At 68.5% G+C, this 13,002-nt stretch carries 11 protein-coding genes; 7 read left to right on the top strand and 4 right to left on the bottom strand.

Translation table 11 applies throughout. From position 1 onward, the window contains the following. The first annotated feature begins 149 nt into the window (after positions 1 to 149). Positions 150 to 1,094 carry a DUF808 domain-containing protein gene (locus K7W41_RS21790; protein WP_224612524.1) on the top strand — a complete coding sequence of 315 codons (945 nt, stop codon included), beginning with the start codon at positions 150 to 152 and terminating at the stop codon, positions 1,092 to 1,094. 302 nt (positions 1,095 to 1,396) lie between these two features. Beyond that, positions 1,397 to 1,810, top strand: coding sequence for a thioredoxin (gene trxA / locus K7W41_RS21785; protein ID WP_224612522.1), 414 nt, complete (start codon positions 1,397 to 1,399; stop codon positions 1,808 to 1,810). A gap of 83 nt (positions 1,811 to 1,893) precedes the next feature. Here trxA and K7W41_RS21780 read toward each other — a convergent pair whose 3' ends face one another. Beyond that, positions 1,894 to 2,211 carry a GNAT family N-acetyltransferase gene (locus K7W41_RS21780; protein ID WP_224612519.1) on the bottom strand — a complete coding sequence of 106 codons (318 nt, stop codon included), beginning with the start codon at positions 2,209 to 2,211 and terminating at the stop codon, positions 1,894 to 1,896. A 100-nt stretch (positions 2,212 to 2,311) separates the two neighbouring features. Between K7W41_RS21780 and K7W41_RS21775 the strand changes: the two genes are divergently transcribed. Then, complete coding sequence (locus K7W41_RS21775; RefSeq protein WP_224612517.1) at positions 2,312 to 3,676, top strand: DUF2252 domain-containing protein; 1,365 nt, start codon at positions 2,312 to 2,314, stop codon at positions 3,674 to 3,676. 654 nt (positions 3,677 to 4,330) lie between these two features. On the opposite strand, the gene K7W41_RS21770 is transcribed toward K7W41_RS21775, so the two are convergent. Continuing rightward, positions 4,331 to 4,774 (bottom strand): MerR family transcriptional regulator, encoded by a 444-nt coding sequence (locus K7W41_RS21770; protein WP_224612515.1) that lies wholly within the window; start codon positions 4,772 to 4,774, stop codon positions 4,331 to 4,333. Beyond that, positions 4,771 to 5,745 (bottom strand): NADPH:quinone oxidoreductase family protein, encoded by a 975-nt coding sequence (locus K7W41_RS21765; protein ID WP_224612514.1) that lies wholly within the window; start codon positions 5,743 to 5,745, stop codon positions 4,771 to 4,773. Before K7W41_RS21765 ends, K7W41_RS21770 begins: the two co-directional genes overlap by 4 nt. Positions 5,746 to 5,835: 90 nt before the next feature. Between K7W41_RS21765 and K7W41_RS21760 the strand changes: the two genes are divergently transcribed. The 3 genes from K7W41_RS21760 to K7W41_RS21750 all read left to right on the top strand — a co-directional run bounded on the left by K7W41_RS21760 (position 5,836) and on the right by K7W41_RS21750 (position 9,865). Then, the gene (locus K7W41_RS21760; protein WP_224612511.1) at positions 5,836 to 7,632 is read left to right on the top strand and encodes an acyl-CoA dehydrogenase; all 1,797 of its coding nucleotides are present in this window, start codon (positions 5,836 to 5,838) and stop codon (positions 7,630 to 7,632) included. A gap of 136 nt (positions 7,633 to 7,768) precedes the next feature. Further along, positions 7,769 to 8,764: a peptidoglycan-binding domain-containing protein gene (locus tag K7W41_RS21755; protein ID WP_224612509.1), complete on the top strand. Its 996-nt coding sequence runs from the start codon at positions 7,769 to 7,771 to the stop codon at positions 8,762 to 8,764. A gap of 9 nt (positions 8,765 to 8,773) precedes the next feature. Beyond that, positions 8,774 to 9,865, top strand: coding sequence for a peptidoglycan recognition protein family protein (locus K7W41_RS21750; protein WP_224612507.1), 1,092 nt, complete (start codon positions 8,774 to 8,776; stop codon positions 9,863 to 9,865). Positions 9,866 to 10,199: 334 nt separating this feature from the next. On the opposite strand, the gene K7W41_RS21745 is transcribed toward K7W41_RS21750, so the two are convergent. Next, complete coding sequence (locus K7W41_RS21745) at positions 10,200 to 10,538, bottom strand: hypothetical protein (RefSeq protein ID WP_224612505.1); 339 nt, start codon at positions 10,536 to 10,538, stop codon at positions 10,200 to 10,202. Between the two features lie 386 nt (positions 10,539 to 10,924). Between K7W41_RS21745 and K7W41_RS21740 the strand changes: the two genes are divergently transcribed. Continuing rightward, entirely contained in the window at positions 10,925 to 12,946 is a 2,022-nt protein-coding gene (locus K7W41_RS21740; protein ID WP_224612503.1) for an Ig-like domain-containing protein, read from the top strand. The last annotated feature ends 56 nt before the right edge of the window (positions 12,947 to 13,002 follow it).

The raw sequence follows: 13,002 nt of genomic DNA, 5'->3' as shown, positions 1-13,002 counted from the left end.
CTGGTGTCATCCGGGCCAGCAGCGAGCGGCCCGGGTGAGCCGGCCCTCAACGTCTTCTGGTCGCGCAAAGGCAAGCGCTGCTTTAGGCTGATCAGGATGTCTGGTCTTTCTGCTCCTGTTCTGCACCCGCACCCCGGCCGAGGCCCGCAATGAGCGGCGGGCTGGTGGCCCTGCTGGACGACGTGGCGGCCATTGCCCGGTTGGCCGCCGCGTCCATTGACGATATTGGCGCGGCGGCGGCCAAGGCGGGGGTCAAAGCCGTGGGCGTGGTGGTGGACGACACCGCCGTGACCCCGCGCTACGTCACCGGCTTCCGGCCTGAACGCGAACTGCCGATCATCTGGCGCATTGCGCGCGGCTCGCTGCGCAACAAGGTGCTGTTGATTCTGCCGGTGGCGCTGCTGCTCAGCGAGGTTCTGCCCCAGGCCATCACCCCGATCCTGATGCTGGGCGGCGCCTACCTGTGCTTTGAGGGGGCCGAGAAGGTGATGGAGGCCTTCGGCGGTCACCACGACAGCGCCGCCGAATCCGAAGCCAAGCTGAGCAGCGAGGCCCATGAAAAGCAGATGGTGGCCGGGGCCATCCGCACCGACTTCATTCTGTCGGCAGAGATCATGGCCATTGCGCTGGCCGAGGTGGCCACCGAGCCGCTGTGGTCGCGCGCCCTTATTCTGCTGGTGGTGGCGCTGGTGATTACGGCGCTGGTCTACGGCGTGGTGGGCCTGATCGTCAAGATGGACGACTTCGGGCTGCGGCTGGCCGAGCGGCCTTCGGGCGGCGCGCAGGCCCTGGGCCGGGCGCTGGTGCGCGGCATGCCGGCCGTGCTGGGGGCGCTGTCCGTGATCGGCACAGCGGCGATGCTGTGGGTGGGCGGCCACATCGTGGTGGACGGCCTGGAAAAGTTTGGCCTGGGCGGCCCCGAACACTTTATCCATGATCTGGCCGTGGCCGCCGGGCACGCGGCGCCGTTTGCCGAAGGCTTCGTGGAGTGGCTGGTGGAAACCATCGGCTCTGCCGTCGTCGGGCTGGTGATTGGCAGCCTGATCGTGGCGGCGCTGCACCTGCGCCCTGGCAAGGGCAAAGCGGCCCACTAAGCAGGTGTTGGCTGGACGTCAGGGCCCGCGCCGCGCAGGGTGACGGGCGCTGTCCACAGACCGGGGAGCCGGACAAACACGCCAGAAGCCTGGGGCGCTCCTCATACGGTGTCCGGATCATCCGTCACCGCCCCTGCGCGCCGCTTCATCACCGTCCTCCCTCGCCCCCTGGCTGGGTTCATCCGTGCTGGAAGAACCGATGAACCCGAACCCTTGTCAGCCCCCTTTGTCCCGGCAGGCCCAGCCGCAGGTCAAGAAAGCGGCAAGGGCGTGAAGCCCCCTGGGCTGGCAGACTGGCCCCCATGACGCCCCTGACCTGTTCCCAGTGCGGCGCGCGCAACCGCGCCGCCCAGGTGCCCACGGGCCAGGTGCCGGTCTGCGCCCGGTGCGGCGCGGCCCTGCCCTGGCTGCATGAGGGCACCGACGACTCGCTGGACACCGACATTCAGGCCGCCGTGCCCGTGATCGTGGACTTCTGGGCGCCGTGGTGTGGGCCCTGCCGGGTCCTGGGCCCGGTGCTGGAAGAGCTTGCCCGTGAACGGGCCGGGCGGGTGCGGGTGGTCAAGGTGAATGTGGACGAGCATGGCCGCCACGCCTCGGCGCTGGGCGTGCAGGGCATTCCCACGCTGCTGCTGTACCGCCAGGGCCGCCTGGCTGGCCGCTTGGTGGGGGCCCAGCCCAAGGCGGCCCTGCTGAACTGGCTGGATCAGGCCTGAGCACGGCGGTCGCTGACCTGATGGCCCCCGGTGGGGACGAGGGCGAGTCAAGGGCCCCCCTGGCGCCCACTCCCTGGGCCGCGCTACAGCCCGAATACACCACGCTGCTGTGGGTGCACCAGATCGGTGTATTCCGGGTGACGGCGGATGTAGGCGGCGATAAACGGACACATAGGCACCACCCGTTTGCCCTGGGCCCGCACGTCGTCCAGGGCGCCGCGCGCAAGCAGGCTGCCCAGGCCCTGCCCCTCGTGGCCCTCATCGACCACCGTGTGCGGCAACATCACGGCGTCTTCGCCCGCCGGGCGGAACTCGGCGTAGCCCAGCACCTGCTGGCCCTGGCGCAGTTCGTAGCGGGCGGCTTCGTCATTGCGAATCACTTCGGGTTGGGTCTGGGTCATGGCGCCTCCGTGCGGCCCCCATGATGCCGGGCGCGGCAAGGCGCGCGCCACGTCCTGTTTCTTTACCCTGTCGCCGCGCGGGCATGGCACGATAAAGCCCATGCACGATCCCTTCTCGCCCACGCCGCTGCCCAGCCGGGCGGAACGCCGCGCGCAGGGCCGGGCGCTGCGCGCGGCGCTTCCCCGGCGTGCCCACGCCACTTTTGCGGCGCCCGGGGACCGCCCAGACACGGTGCTGGACACCCTGCGGGCTGCGGCCAGTGGGTGCCTGCCCCACCTCGTGCCGCTGCGCTACGGGCGCATGGTCGCCAGTCCCTTTGCCTTTTTCCGGGGCAGCGCCGCCCTGATGGCCGCCGATCTGGCCACCACGCCCACCACCGGCGCGCAGGTGCAGGCCAGTGGCGACGCCCACTGCGCCAACTTCGGGGCCTTTGCCACGGGCGAACGCAACCTGGTGTTCGATCTCAATGATTTTGACGAAACGCTGCGCGCCCCCTGGGAATGGGACACGCGGCGCCTGTGCGCCAGTCTGGTGCTGGCCGGGCGCGAGGCCGGGCACGGTGAGGCCGACGCCCGTTTTGCCGCCCGCAGCGCGGCGCGCGCCTACCGCCTGCACCTGCGTGCCTACGCCCAGCAGCCCCATATTGACGTGTGGTACGACCGCATTGACGCCTCTGAGGCGCTGGCCGATATGGCCGCCGACGCCCGCGCCCACGGCCGGGCCATGTTCGACAAGGCCAGCACCCGCACCCACCTGCACACCCTGAAAAAACTGGCGGTGCAGACCCCAGCTGGCTGGCGCCTGCGCGATGATCCGCCGCTGCTGGTGCACGCGGCCGACCCCCAGGCCGAGGCGATGCTGGAAGGGGTCAAGGCCTGTTACCTCGACAGCGTGGCGCCGGACCGCCGCATGTTGCTCTCGCGCTACCACCTCGCCGACTGGGCGCTGAAGGTCACCGGGGTGGGCAGCTGTGGGCGCCGTGTGCTGGTGCTGCTGCTGGCCGCCGACGGCGACGACGTGCTGTTTTTGCAGGTCAAGGAGGCCCGGCCCAGCGTGCTGGAGCCCCACGCCGGACCCAGTGTGGCCCACAACCCCGCGCACCGCATCGTGCGGGGCCAGCAGCTCATGCAGGCCGCCACCGATCCGTTTCTGGGCTGGTGTTCGGGTGGGGGGTTTGCCTACGTGCGGCAGCTGCGCGACCTCAAGGGCCGCTTTGAGCTGCACGCCGTGACGCCACGCACCCTGGAAGAAATCGCCGAACTGTGCGGCTGGGCCCTGGCGCGTGCCCACGCCCGCACCGGAGACGCGGTGGCGCTGGGCGCTTACCTGGGCGGCGGCGAGAACTTCGATGAGGCCACCGCCGCGTTCGCGGTGGCTTACGCCGATCAGGCCGAGCGCGACCACGCCGCCCTGGCCCGCGTGGTGGCCCGCGGCGACCTTGAGGTCGAAACTGGGCCTGCCTGAAGGCCGCCACCGGGCCACGGCGCGCAAGACCCAGGGACGTGATCAGCCTTCCGGCTCAGCCGTGATGGAAGGACGGGTGAACCGGACCGAAGGGGGAAGGCAAAACGGGGACGGAGAGGCGTGCAGGAAGTGAAATGGGGGGTGTGGGGCTTGGTCTTGACCCCGGCCACTGCGCCGCGTCCTTGGAACAGCAGATGGCCTTTTTGGTCAACCCCAGCTTCCCAGCGCTGAAGGGGCGCAGGGCGCGGCGGGTAGCCCATACGGGGCTTGCAGAGCCTCTTGGAAAGGGCACAGGGGTGCCTTTCCAGTGCCAGGGGCCCTCTTCTCTCGTGTTCGCTCTGCTCAATGGTACGGACAGGTTCAGCAGCCCATAGAGGACAGTCTAACCAACATGCTGTTTTTCCCCTGCCCCCTCGTGGGGGACTCGTAGAGCGGCGTAGCAGAGGGGGAAGCGAGGCGAGCAGCCCAGACGACGTTTCTTTCATAAGTCACTCGCCACGCTTGAACACCGTCCGCACCATTGGTCATACGGCTTCCGGATGATCCGTTCCAGCCCCTCCGCTGCGCTGCTTCCACTCCTCTCCGTTGCCGCTTTTTCTTCTCCCTCCGGTCGGGTGAACCCGTTGTTCCACAACGGATGAACCGGAAGCCTGATCAGCTGTTCGGTGGGTCGGTCGGCTCCAGAGCGCCACCTGTAAAGCGCTTGGTCAGCCAGCGGTCAAAGCGCGCCAGATTTTCTGCCTGCCGCTCGTAGGCCCCCTGAATGGCGCGCAGGCGGCTTTGCAGGGCCTGCAGGCGCTCGTCATCGATGGGGACATCGGCCCGGGTCCAATCGTGGCGGTAAGCGCCCGTCACGTCGTGGGTGGCGCGGCGCAGGGTCACCATGTCGCGCGCCTCTTCCAGGGTCATGCCCAGCGCGCGCAGGTCCAGCAGGTCACGCAGCAGGCGCAGGGCGTAGGGCCCATACAGCGAGCGCCCAGACGCCGTGACCTGATCGGGCGCCAGCAGGCCCAGTTCGGCGTAGTGCATCACCGTGCGCCGGGTCACGCCTGCGGCGCGCGCCAGCTCGGCGGTGGTGTAAAAGGGCGGGGTCGTCACGGCACGATCACCACTTTGCCCGTCACCCGCCGCTCCAGCAAGTCGCGCAGGGCCTGCGGGCCAGCGTCCAGCGCGTAGCGGGCGCTGATCAGCGGGCGCACAGCGCCGCTTTCAATCCAGGCCAGCAGCCGCGCCAGATGGGCGGCGTTCCCGGCTGGGTCACGCCGGGCGTACTCGCCCCAGAACACCCCCACCACGCTGGCGCCCTTGAGCAGCGGCAGGTTCAGGGGCAGGCGCGGAATCTCGCCGCCTGCAAAGCCCACCACCAGATACCGCCCGCCCCAGCCCAGGGCCCGGAACGCTGTTTCGGCCCCCGGGCCACCCACAGGGTCCAGCACCACATCCACCCCTGCGGCGCCGCACAGGTGCTTGAGGGCCTCTTTTACATCGGCCGTCTGGGTGTTGACCGTCTCGTCGGCGCCGTGGGCCCGGGCGATGGCCAGGCGCGCCTCGCTGCTCGCCGCCGCAATCACCCGCGCGCCCAGCGCCTTGCCAATCATCACGGCGGCCAGCCCCACGCCACCCGCCGCGCCCAGCACCAGCAGCGTCTCGCCGGCCCTGAGTGCGGCGCGGTCCACCAGCGCGTGCATCGCGGTGCCGTAGGCCAGCGGCAGGGCGGCGGCTATCTCAAAGGGCAGGGCCTCGGGCAGGGGGAAGACAGCGGCGGCCGGGGCATTCAGGTGGGTGGCAAAAGCGCCCAGGCCGGTAAATGCCGCCACGCGCTGACCGGGGTGCAGGCCCCGCACGCCCTCGCCCACAGCCAGCACCTCGCCCGCCGCTTCGGCGCCGGGCGTAAAGGGCAGCGGTGGGCGCACCTGGTAGAGCCCCTGCACCATCAGGGCGTCGGGGTAATTCACGCCGGCGGCGCGCACCGCCAGCGTCACCTCGCCGGGGCCAGGCCGGGGATCGGGGCGCTCGTGGACGGTCAGGGCTTCAGGCGGGGCAAAGGCGGTGCAGATTAGGGCGCGCATGGGCATACCTCCGGGGTGGGTTTTATCTTAACGCAGGCGTTCATAATGCACGTTGACGGACATCACCGCTGCCCCCAAAGGAGACTTGTCATGCCCCCCGTGCTCAACCGCCGCGACCTGCAGTTTCAGTTGTTCGAGGTGCTCGACACCGCCGCCCTGCCCGCCCGCCCCCGCTTTGCCAGCCAGACCCGCGCCGATTATGAGGCGGTGCTGGCCCTGGCCGCCGAGGTGGCCGAACGTTTTTTTGCCCCCCATGCCCGCGAGGCCGACGAACACGAGCCCGTGGTGCGTGAGGGCCGGGTGGTGCTGCCCGCGGCCGCGGCGCGCGCCATGCAGGCGTTTCGCGAGGCGGGCTTTTTCAGCGCCCACCACGACGAAGAGTTCGGCGGGCTGGCCCTGCCCTGGGTGGTCACGCAGGCGGCCATGGCCCACTTCCAGGCCGCCAACCTCGCCTGGAGCGGCTACCCCTTCCTGACCATCGGCAACGCCAACCTGCAGCGGCAGTTCGCCTCGCCGGAGCAGCAGCGCCGGTACCTTCAGCCGCTGCTGGAGGGGCGCTGGTTTGGCACCATGGCCCTGTCCGAGCCGCAGGCGGGCTCCGGGCTGGCCGATATCGCCACCACCGCCACCCCCCGGGGCGACGGCACCTACGCCATCCACGGCACCAAGATGTGGATTTCCGGCGGCGAGCACGAACTCACCGAGAACATCGTGCATCTGGTGCTGGCCCGTGTGGCTGGGGGCGAGGCGGGCGTGCGCGGCATCAGCCTGTTTCTGGTGCCGCGCTACCGCCTGAACCCCGACGGGTCCCCAGGCGACAGCAACCATGTGGTGCTGGCGGGCCTGAACCACAAGATGGGCTACCGCGGGACCGTGAACACCCTGCTGAATTTTGGCGAGGGCGGGGAAACGGTGGGTGAGCTGGTGGGGCAGCCGGGGCAGGGGCTGGCGCAGATGTTTCACATGATGAACGAGGCGCGCATTGGCGTGGGGCTGGGCGCCGTGATGCTCGGCACGGCGGGCTACCTGCACAGCCTCGCCTACGCCCGCGAACGCCGCCAGGGCCGCCGCCCCGGCCAGCGTGATCCCCTCTCGCCGCCTGTGCCCATCATTGAACACGCCGACGTGCGCCGCATGCTGCTGCGCCAGAAAGCGGTTGTGGAAGGCGGGCTGGCCCTGGCGCTTTACGCCTGCGCCCTGGTGGATGACCTGCACACCGGCCCAGAGGCGGGGCGTTCAGACACCGCCCTCCTGCTGGACCTGCTGACCCCCATCGTGAAAAGCTGGCCCAGCCGCCACGTGCAGGACGCCCTGAGTGAAGCCATTCAGGTGATGGGCGGGGCCGGCTACACCCGCGACTTTCCCGTCGAAATGTACTACCGCGACAACCGCCTGAACCCCATCCACGAAGGCACCGAGGGCATCCAGGGGGCAGACCTGCTGGGGCGCAAGCTCACGCAGGCAGGTGGGCGGGGGTTCGCCGTGTTCCAGGCGCGTCTGACCGCCGATCTGGCGGCCAGTGAAAGCCTGGAGGGCCTGGACGAGATCCGCAGCGGCGTGCGCGGGGTCCTGGCCGCTGGGGGGGAAGCCCTGCAGGGCCTGCTGCGCCGCGCCGCTGAACTGGGCCCAGAACGCACGCTGGCCGGAGGCCACAGCGCCCTGCAACTGTTGGGCGGCGCCGTGGTGGGCTGGATGTGGCTGCGGCAGGGCGCGGCAGCGGCGCGCGCCCTGGCCGGGGCGACGGGTGAAGAGGCCGACTTTTACCGGGGCAAGCTGCAGGCCGCCCGTTTCTTTGCACTCCATGAACTGCCGGCCCTGCGCGTGCACATCGATCTTCTAAACGCTGCAGACCCCACTGCCCTAGACATGTCGCCCAACTGGTTCTGACCACCTGTGCGGCCCCCGGCAGCCGTGTAGGGTAGGGTGGGCCCACACGACAACTTCAGCTGCGCCTGTGACCGGTTTCACCCCGGCATGGGGTCTGAAGTCGCGTGCTGGCGCGCCCCCCGCGCCCGGAGGTGACATGACGAATGCCCGTTTGACCGTCCTGATCCCGGTGTTGCTGCTGGCTGCCTGCAGCGCGCCCTCCTCGCCCGCCGTGGCCCAGACGGACCCCGCCCGCCTCGGCGCGCAGTCGGTGCTGACGTGGCAGGCGCTGCGGCAGGGTGACAGTGGCCGCGACGTGGTGACCCTGCAGTACCTGCTGCGCCACCGCGGCCAGACCCTGAGTGTGGACGGTTCGTTTGGCCCCGGCACCGACACGGCCGTGCGCAACTTCCAGGGCGCCAACGGCCTGGTGGTGGACGGCATCGTGGGCGGCAACACCTGGGAAAAACTGATCGTCACCGTGCGTCAGGGCGACAACAACAACGCCGTGCGCGCCGTTCAGGACCAGTTGCGCAGCGGCTACGGGTACAGCAGTGTAACCGTGGACGGCGTTTTCGGGTCGGGCACCAACACGGCGGTGCGTGATTTCCAGACCAAACGTGGCCTCAGCGCGGATGGCGTGGTGGGCCTGAACACGTGGCACGCCCTGGTCACCGGTAGTTCCACCGGAGGCTCCGGTACCACCGCCAGCCTCGCGCAGCAGATTCTGAACAACGGGCGCATCACGCTGGGCACCAGCAGTTCCACGGCGGGCGGCAATCCCCGGCAGAATATTGTGGACACAGCGGCCGGCCGCCTCGCCACGCGCGGCTGCGCCAGCAACGCCAACTGCGGCCTGACCGTGGCGCTCAAACGCTCCATGCTGCAGGGCCTGGCGAACCTGGGGGCCAACAACTCGCTGTACATCACCTCCATTGCGGGCGGCGTGCATTCCACCTACTCGGACCACTACGCCGGGCTGGCCCTTGATATCGGGGTGTGGAATGGAGTCAGCCTGAGTACGCCCAACAGTGCCCACACGGCGGCGCGCAACGCCTGCATTGCGATGGGCAGCGATCCTTCGCAGACCTTCAACGCCTACTACGACCCGCCCGGTGGCCACAGCAACCACGTCCACTGTGCCTGGAACTGAGGGGGCGCCGTGACCACACACAACACCTTCAGCCGGCGTGACGTGCTGCGCCTGGGAGCCCTGCTGGGTGGGGGCGCCTTCCTGAGCAGCTGCGGCCTGAACGTGACGCATCCCGCGCTGCCCGCCGCGCCGCTCAACGAGCTGGCACTGACCCAGCCGTCGGTGGCGGGCGCCGCGGTCTGGGGCGCGCAGGCGCCCAAATCGCCCATTGTGCTGCTGGCCGCCCGGCCCACGCGCATTCTGGTGCACCACACCGACAGCGCCAATACCGCTGATCTGTCGCGCACCCAGGCCTACAGCCTGGCGCGCAGCATTCAGGAAAGCCACTTCTCGCGCGGCTGGATTGACTCTGGGCAGCAGTTCACCATCAGCCGGGGCGGCTACGTCATGGAAGGCCGCCACCGCAGCCTGGAAGCCGCCCAGGGTGGACAGCAGCATGTGCAGGGGGCCCACTGTGACGGCTTTAACGATGTCTCTGTGGGAATTGAGAACGAGGGCAACTACATGACGGTGGCGCCCCCAGGCGGGCAGTACAGCGCCCTGGTGGCCATGTGCGCGTGGCTGTGCCAGCAGTACGGCATTCCCGCCACTGAACTGTACGGGCATCGGGATTTCAACAACACCGACTGCCCCGGCGACGTGCTGTACGCCAAACTGCCGCAGCTGCGTGCCGATGTGGCCGCCCGGCTGGGGGTCACGCTGCGCATCTGGCCCACCACCCGCGCGCCCATGACCGGCGAGCGCGTGCGCAATGCCCAGCGGCTGCTGATCGCGGCGGGCCAGAGCCTCACGGCCGACGGCAGTTACGGCAGTGGCACCGCCAGCGCTGTGCGCGCCTTTCAGCAGGGCGCAGGCCTGACGCCAGACGGCGTGATTGGCTCGGTCACCTGGGAACGCCTGATCCGCACGGTGCGCCGAGGCGACAGTGGCCCGGCGGTGCAGGCCGCCCAGGGCCAACTGGCCGCGCGCGGCTACAGTGTGGCCGCCGACGGGCTCTTCGGGGCAGGAACCGAAACAGCCGTGCGCAGTTTCCAGAGCAGCCGCGGCCTGAGTGCCGACGGGGTGGTGGGCCCCAACACCTGGCACGCCCTGGAGAGTTAGGGCCCAGGGAACCGTCATCTGCCTGCCGGGCCGCTGGCCGACAGCGTCTGAAAAAGGCCGTCCTCTTCGACGGCCTTTTCTCAGTCAGATGGACCCAGCGAGTGGCCTGGAAACTGGGATAGGGCTTCCAGGCGGTGCGAGACCTCAGCGCCTTTAACGGTTGCTGCCTATGGGCGGCCCGGACCAGGCGTGGCCTGGGCCAGATGTTCAGACACATAAGAAAGGCAGGCGCCGCCTGCCTTGTCTTCTGGTAAGAACCTCAAAGGTGCTCTTGAGAGCAGCCCAGCGAAGCGGGTCTCAAACCCAGGACGTTGCACTGGGCAGGGCGGCGTCCTCAGCTGGGCTTGTAGCCGCAGGTGAGCCCGTTCAGGTAAATCGCGTCGCGGTGCTGGCGCTGTCCGTTGCCATTCTGGTGCTCATGGGCGAGGTGGGCGTCCAGCGCGGCCTGCGAGATGCTGACCACCACGTACGCATTGTTGTCCACGGCGCTCGTCGCGTGGCAGACCAGCACCTTGTTGTCGTGGCCCTCATAGGAGCCGCCGTTCCCGCGCAGGTAGCCGGGCAGCACCTCCTTGACCACCACGCCTGAAGGCAGGGTCACGGGATCATTGGCCTGGGCACCGGCCAGTGGCCCAGCAGCCAGCAGCGTCAACAGCAGAGCAACTCGTCTCATACAACCTCCTGGTGCAGATGGTGTAGACACCCACACGGCCTGGGTCAAAGTGTAAGGTTTTTCACGGCTCGCCAACAGCCACCCGTTGGGGTTGTTCGCTTGGCCGTTGGTTGGGCGCAGAGGCTGCGGAACAGATCAGCATTCAATGGTGACCTTCAACACGGTATAAAGCTGTCTAGACATATGGCTTTCATGCAAGAGGGGGAAATGGGACGCGTTCATTGACCTTCTCCAGAGCGCGCTCTAAGATTCCCTTCACGAGCTACATCTCAATTTCATCTGCACTCGTTGTCTCCGAACGAACGGTTGTTTCACGTTTCACTCCGGTTGTCTCGTGGGGTTGACCGTTCTCCGCCTCCTCTCTTCGTAAGGAGTCACTTTCACCCATGGCCCTGAAACCTCTGTCTATCGGTTCCGCCTTCGTGCTTGGCACCCTTCTGATCGGCTGCAACCCGCCCACGGCACCTACGGCTGATACCACTGCCCCCACCATTACCCTGACGGCTGCGCCCAACCCTGTGACGGCTGCTGGGACCACCACGCTGAAGGCTGACGCCAAGGACAATGTGGGCGTCACCAAGGTGGAGTTCTTTGAGGGCAGCACCAAGCTGGGCGAAGACACCACCGCGCCCTACGAGCTGAACGTGAGCCTGAATGCGGTGCAAAACGGCAAGAAGACCTACACCGCCACCGCCTACGACGCTGCAGGCAACAAGACCAGCGCCAGCACCGACGTGACCGTGGCCATTACGGCTGCCACTGCGCCCCTGCGCGGCACCGTGGTGGACCAGAACATCGGCGCGCCTGTGGCGGGCAGCGTGATTACCGTTATGCAGGGCAATACCACCCTGGGCACCGTGACCACCGATGCCAACGGCCAGTTCACCCTGACCGGCCTGAGCGCCGGCACCTACGACCTCAAGGCCCGCAAGGCCGGCATGGCGGGGTCGGACCTGTACGGCGTCGTGGTGGGCACCGACACCCCCAGCGTGCAGCTGGTGCAGCGCCCGGCCTTCGATACGGCCGTCAGCCCCGAGCCCGCCAAGATCAGCTTCACGCGTGCCGACGGCAGCCCGCTGGCCGGGGCGACCTTCACGAACAGCGTGGACTTCAAGCTCGTCACGAACGCCGACTACACCGGCCCCATCCGCATCATGTATGCCCAGCTGGGCCGTACCCCGGGTTCGGGCGCCATCACGGCGTCCTCCACCGCCAACAACTGGAACTTTGCGCCGCCCCAGGACAAGCAGGGCGTCATTGATACGGGCGCGGTCACAGTGCCCAGCGCCGCGTCCCCCAACTTCATCGCGGGCTTTGGCAGCGCCGCGGGCGAGACGGTCTACCTGCAGATCATGGTGGTGGACTTCAACTACAACTACTCGCGCTACATCGTGCCGATCAAGCTGATCAACACGAACGCCAACCAGAATGTGACCGTGGCCGCCCCAACCGCCGCCACTGCCACGGCCTTCACCCTGAAACAGGAAGGCTCGTGGACCACCCCCTACGACGCCCCCAGCCCCGACGCGGCGCCGAGCGGCTCGGGCGTGTTTGTGGAACTGCGTTGGTGCTACACCAACACGGCGGCCGTGCCCTTCGCGTTTGACATCGAGCGCTCGGACAACGGCACAACCTTTACCAAAGTGGGCACGGTGGGCGGCGGCGCCAACGCGGCCTGCAGCGCCACCAACCAGGCGGCCCGGCCCTTCAACTTCCGCGACACCAGCGCAGACCTGATGGTCGGCAAGACCTTCACCTACCGTGTGGTGGCCCGCGGCGCCAATACCGTGGCCAGCAACACCACCCAGACCACGCCGCTGGCGCAGTTCACCCCCACCCTGGTGGCGCCCGCCGATGAAAGCACCGGCGTGAGCCTGAACCCCACCTTCGTGCTGGGCCAGAACCAGACGGCCATCGGCGCCGACGGCGCGGCTTACAACCTGCGCCTGCGCGACCTGATGACGCTCAACGGCTACAACCTGCCCGGCGCCGCCAGCAACGCCCTGATCCGCGTGGAAGAAGGCACGGGCCCCACGGGCAACGGCATCGCTGTGGGCCAGAGCGCCGTGTTCACCAGCGCCGGTGCAGTCCTGGGCGCGCCGGCCAGCGCCGCCAACGTGCTGACCGATACCAGCGGCAAGTTCGGTGCGGCGAAGAACTCGGCACCTGTTGATACGGCGGCCCACACGGTGAGCCTGCCCCTGAACGTGCTGGGTGTCCCGGCCCTTCAGCCCCTGCGCCCCTACAAGTGGGAAATGCAGTCGGGCTTCGCCTACAAGTACGCACCCAGTGAGGGCAACCGCATCTCGGCGTACTCGGTGTACACCTGGCCCGCCAGCACCGACGCGCCCATCCTGCAGACCCGTCCCGTCAACATGAACTGGGACTTCATCACGGGCGAGAAGTAAGCGCCCCCACCTGGGGCCCCGCCACGGGCCCCCCAGGTTCACTCTTCTGTTTTCCT

It is taken from the genome of Deinococcus multiflagellatus, from assembly GCF_020166415.1.
GTDB lineage: Bacteria > Deinococcota > Deinococci > Deinococcales > Deinococcaceae > Deinococcus > Deinococcus multiflagellatus.
Note: the sequence above shows the minus strand (reverse complement) of the source record. Positions and strands in the feature narration are given on the sequence as shown.

Excerpts from the sequence above, each read along its gene's own strand:
- K7W41_RS21790 (WP_224612524.1), top strand. The coding sequence starts at position 150 with ATGAGCGGCGGGCTGGTGGCCCTGCTGGACGACGTGGCGGCCATTGCC.
- trxA (WP_224612522.1), top strand. The coding sequence starts at position 1,397 with ATGACGCCCCTGACCTGTTCCCAGTGCGGCGCGCGCAACCGCGCCGCC.
- K7W41_RS21780 (WP_224612519.1), bottom strand. The coding sequence starts at position 2,211 with ATGACCCAGACCCAACCCGAAGTGATTCGCAATGACGAAGCCGCCCGC.
- K7W41_RS21775 (WP_224612517.1), top strand. The coding sequence starts at position 2,312 with ATGCACGATCCCTTCTCGCCCACGCCGCTGCCCAGCCGGGCGGAACGC.
- K7W41_RS21765 (WP_224612514.1), bottom strand. The coding sequence starts at position 5,745 with ATGCGCGCCCTAATCTGCACCGCCTTTGCCCCGCCTGAAGCCCTGACC.
- K7W41_RS21760 (WP_224612511.1), top strand. The coding sequence starts at position 5,836 with ATGCCCCCCGTGCTCAACCGCCGCGACCTGCAGTTTCAGTTGTTCGAG.
- K7W41_RS21755 (WP_224612509.1), top strand. The coding sequence starts at position 7,769 with ATGACGAATGCCCGTTTGACCGTCCTGATCCCGGTGTTGCTGCTGGCT.
- K7W41_RS21745 (WP_224612505.1), bottom strand. The coding sequence starts at position 10,538 with ATGAGACGAGTTGCTCTGCTGTTGACGCTGCTGGCTGCTGGGCCACTG.
- K7W41_RS21740 (WP_224612503.1), top strand. The coding sequence starts at position 10,925 with ATGGCCCTGAAACCTCTGTCTATCGGTTCCGCCTTCGTGCTTGGCACC.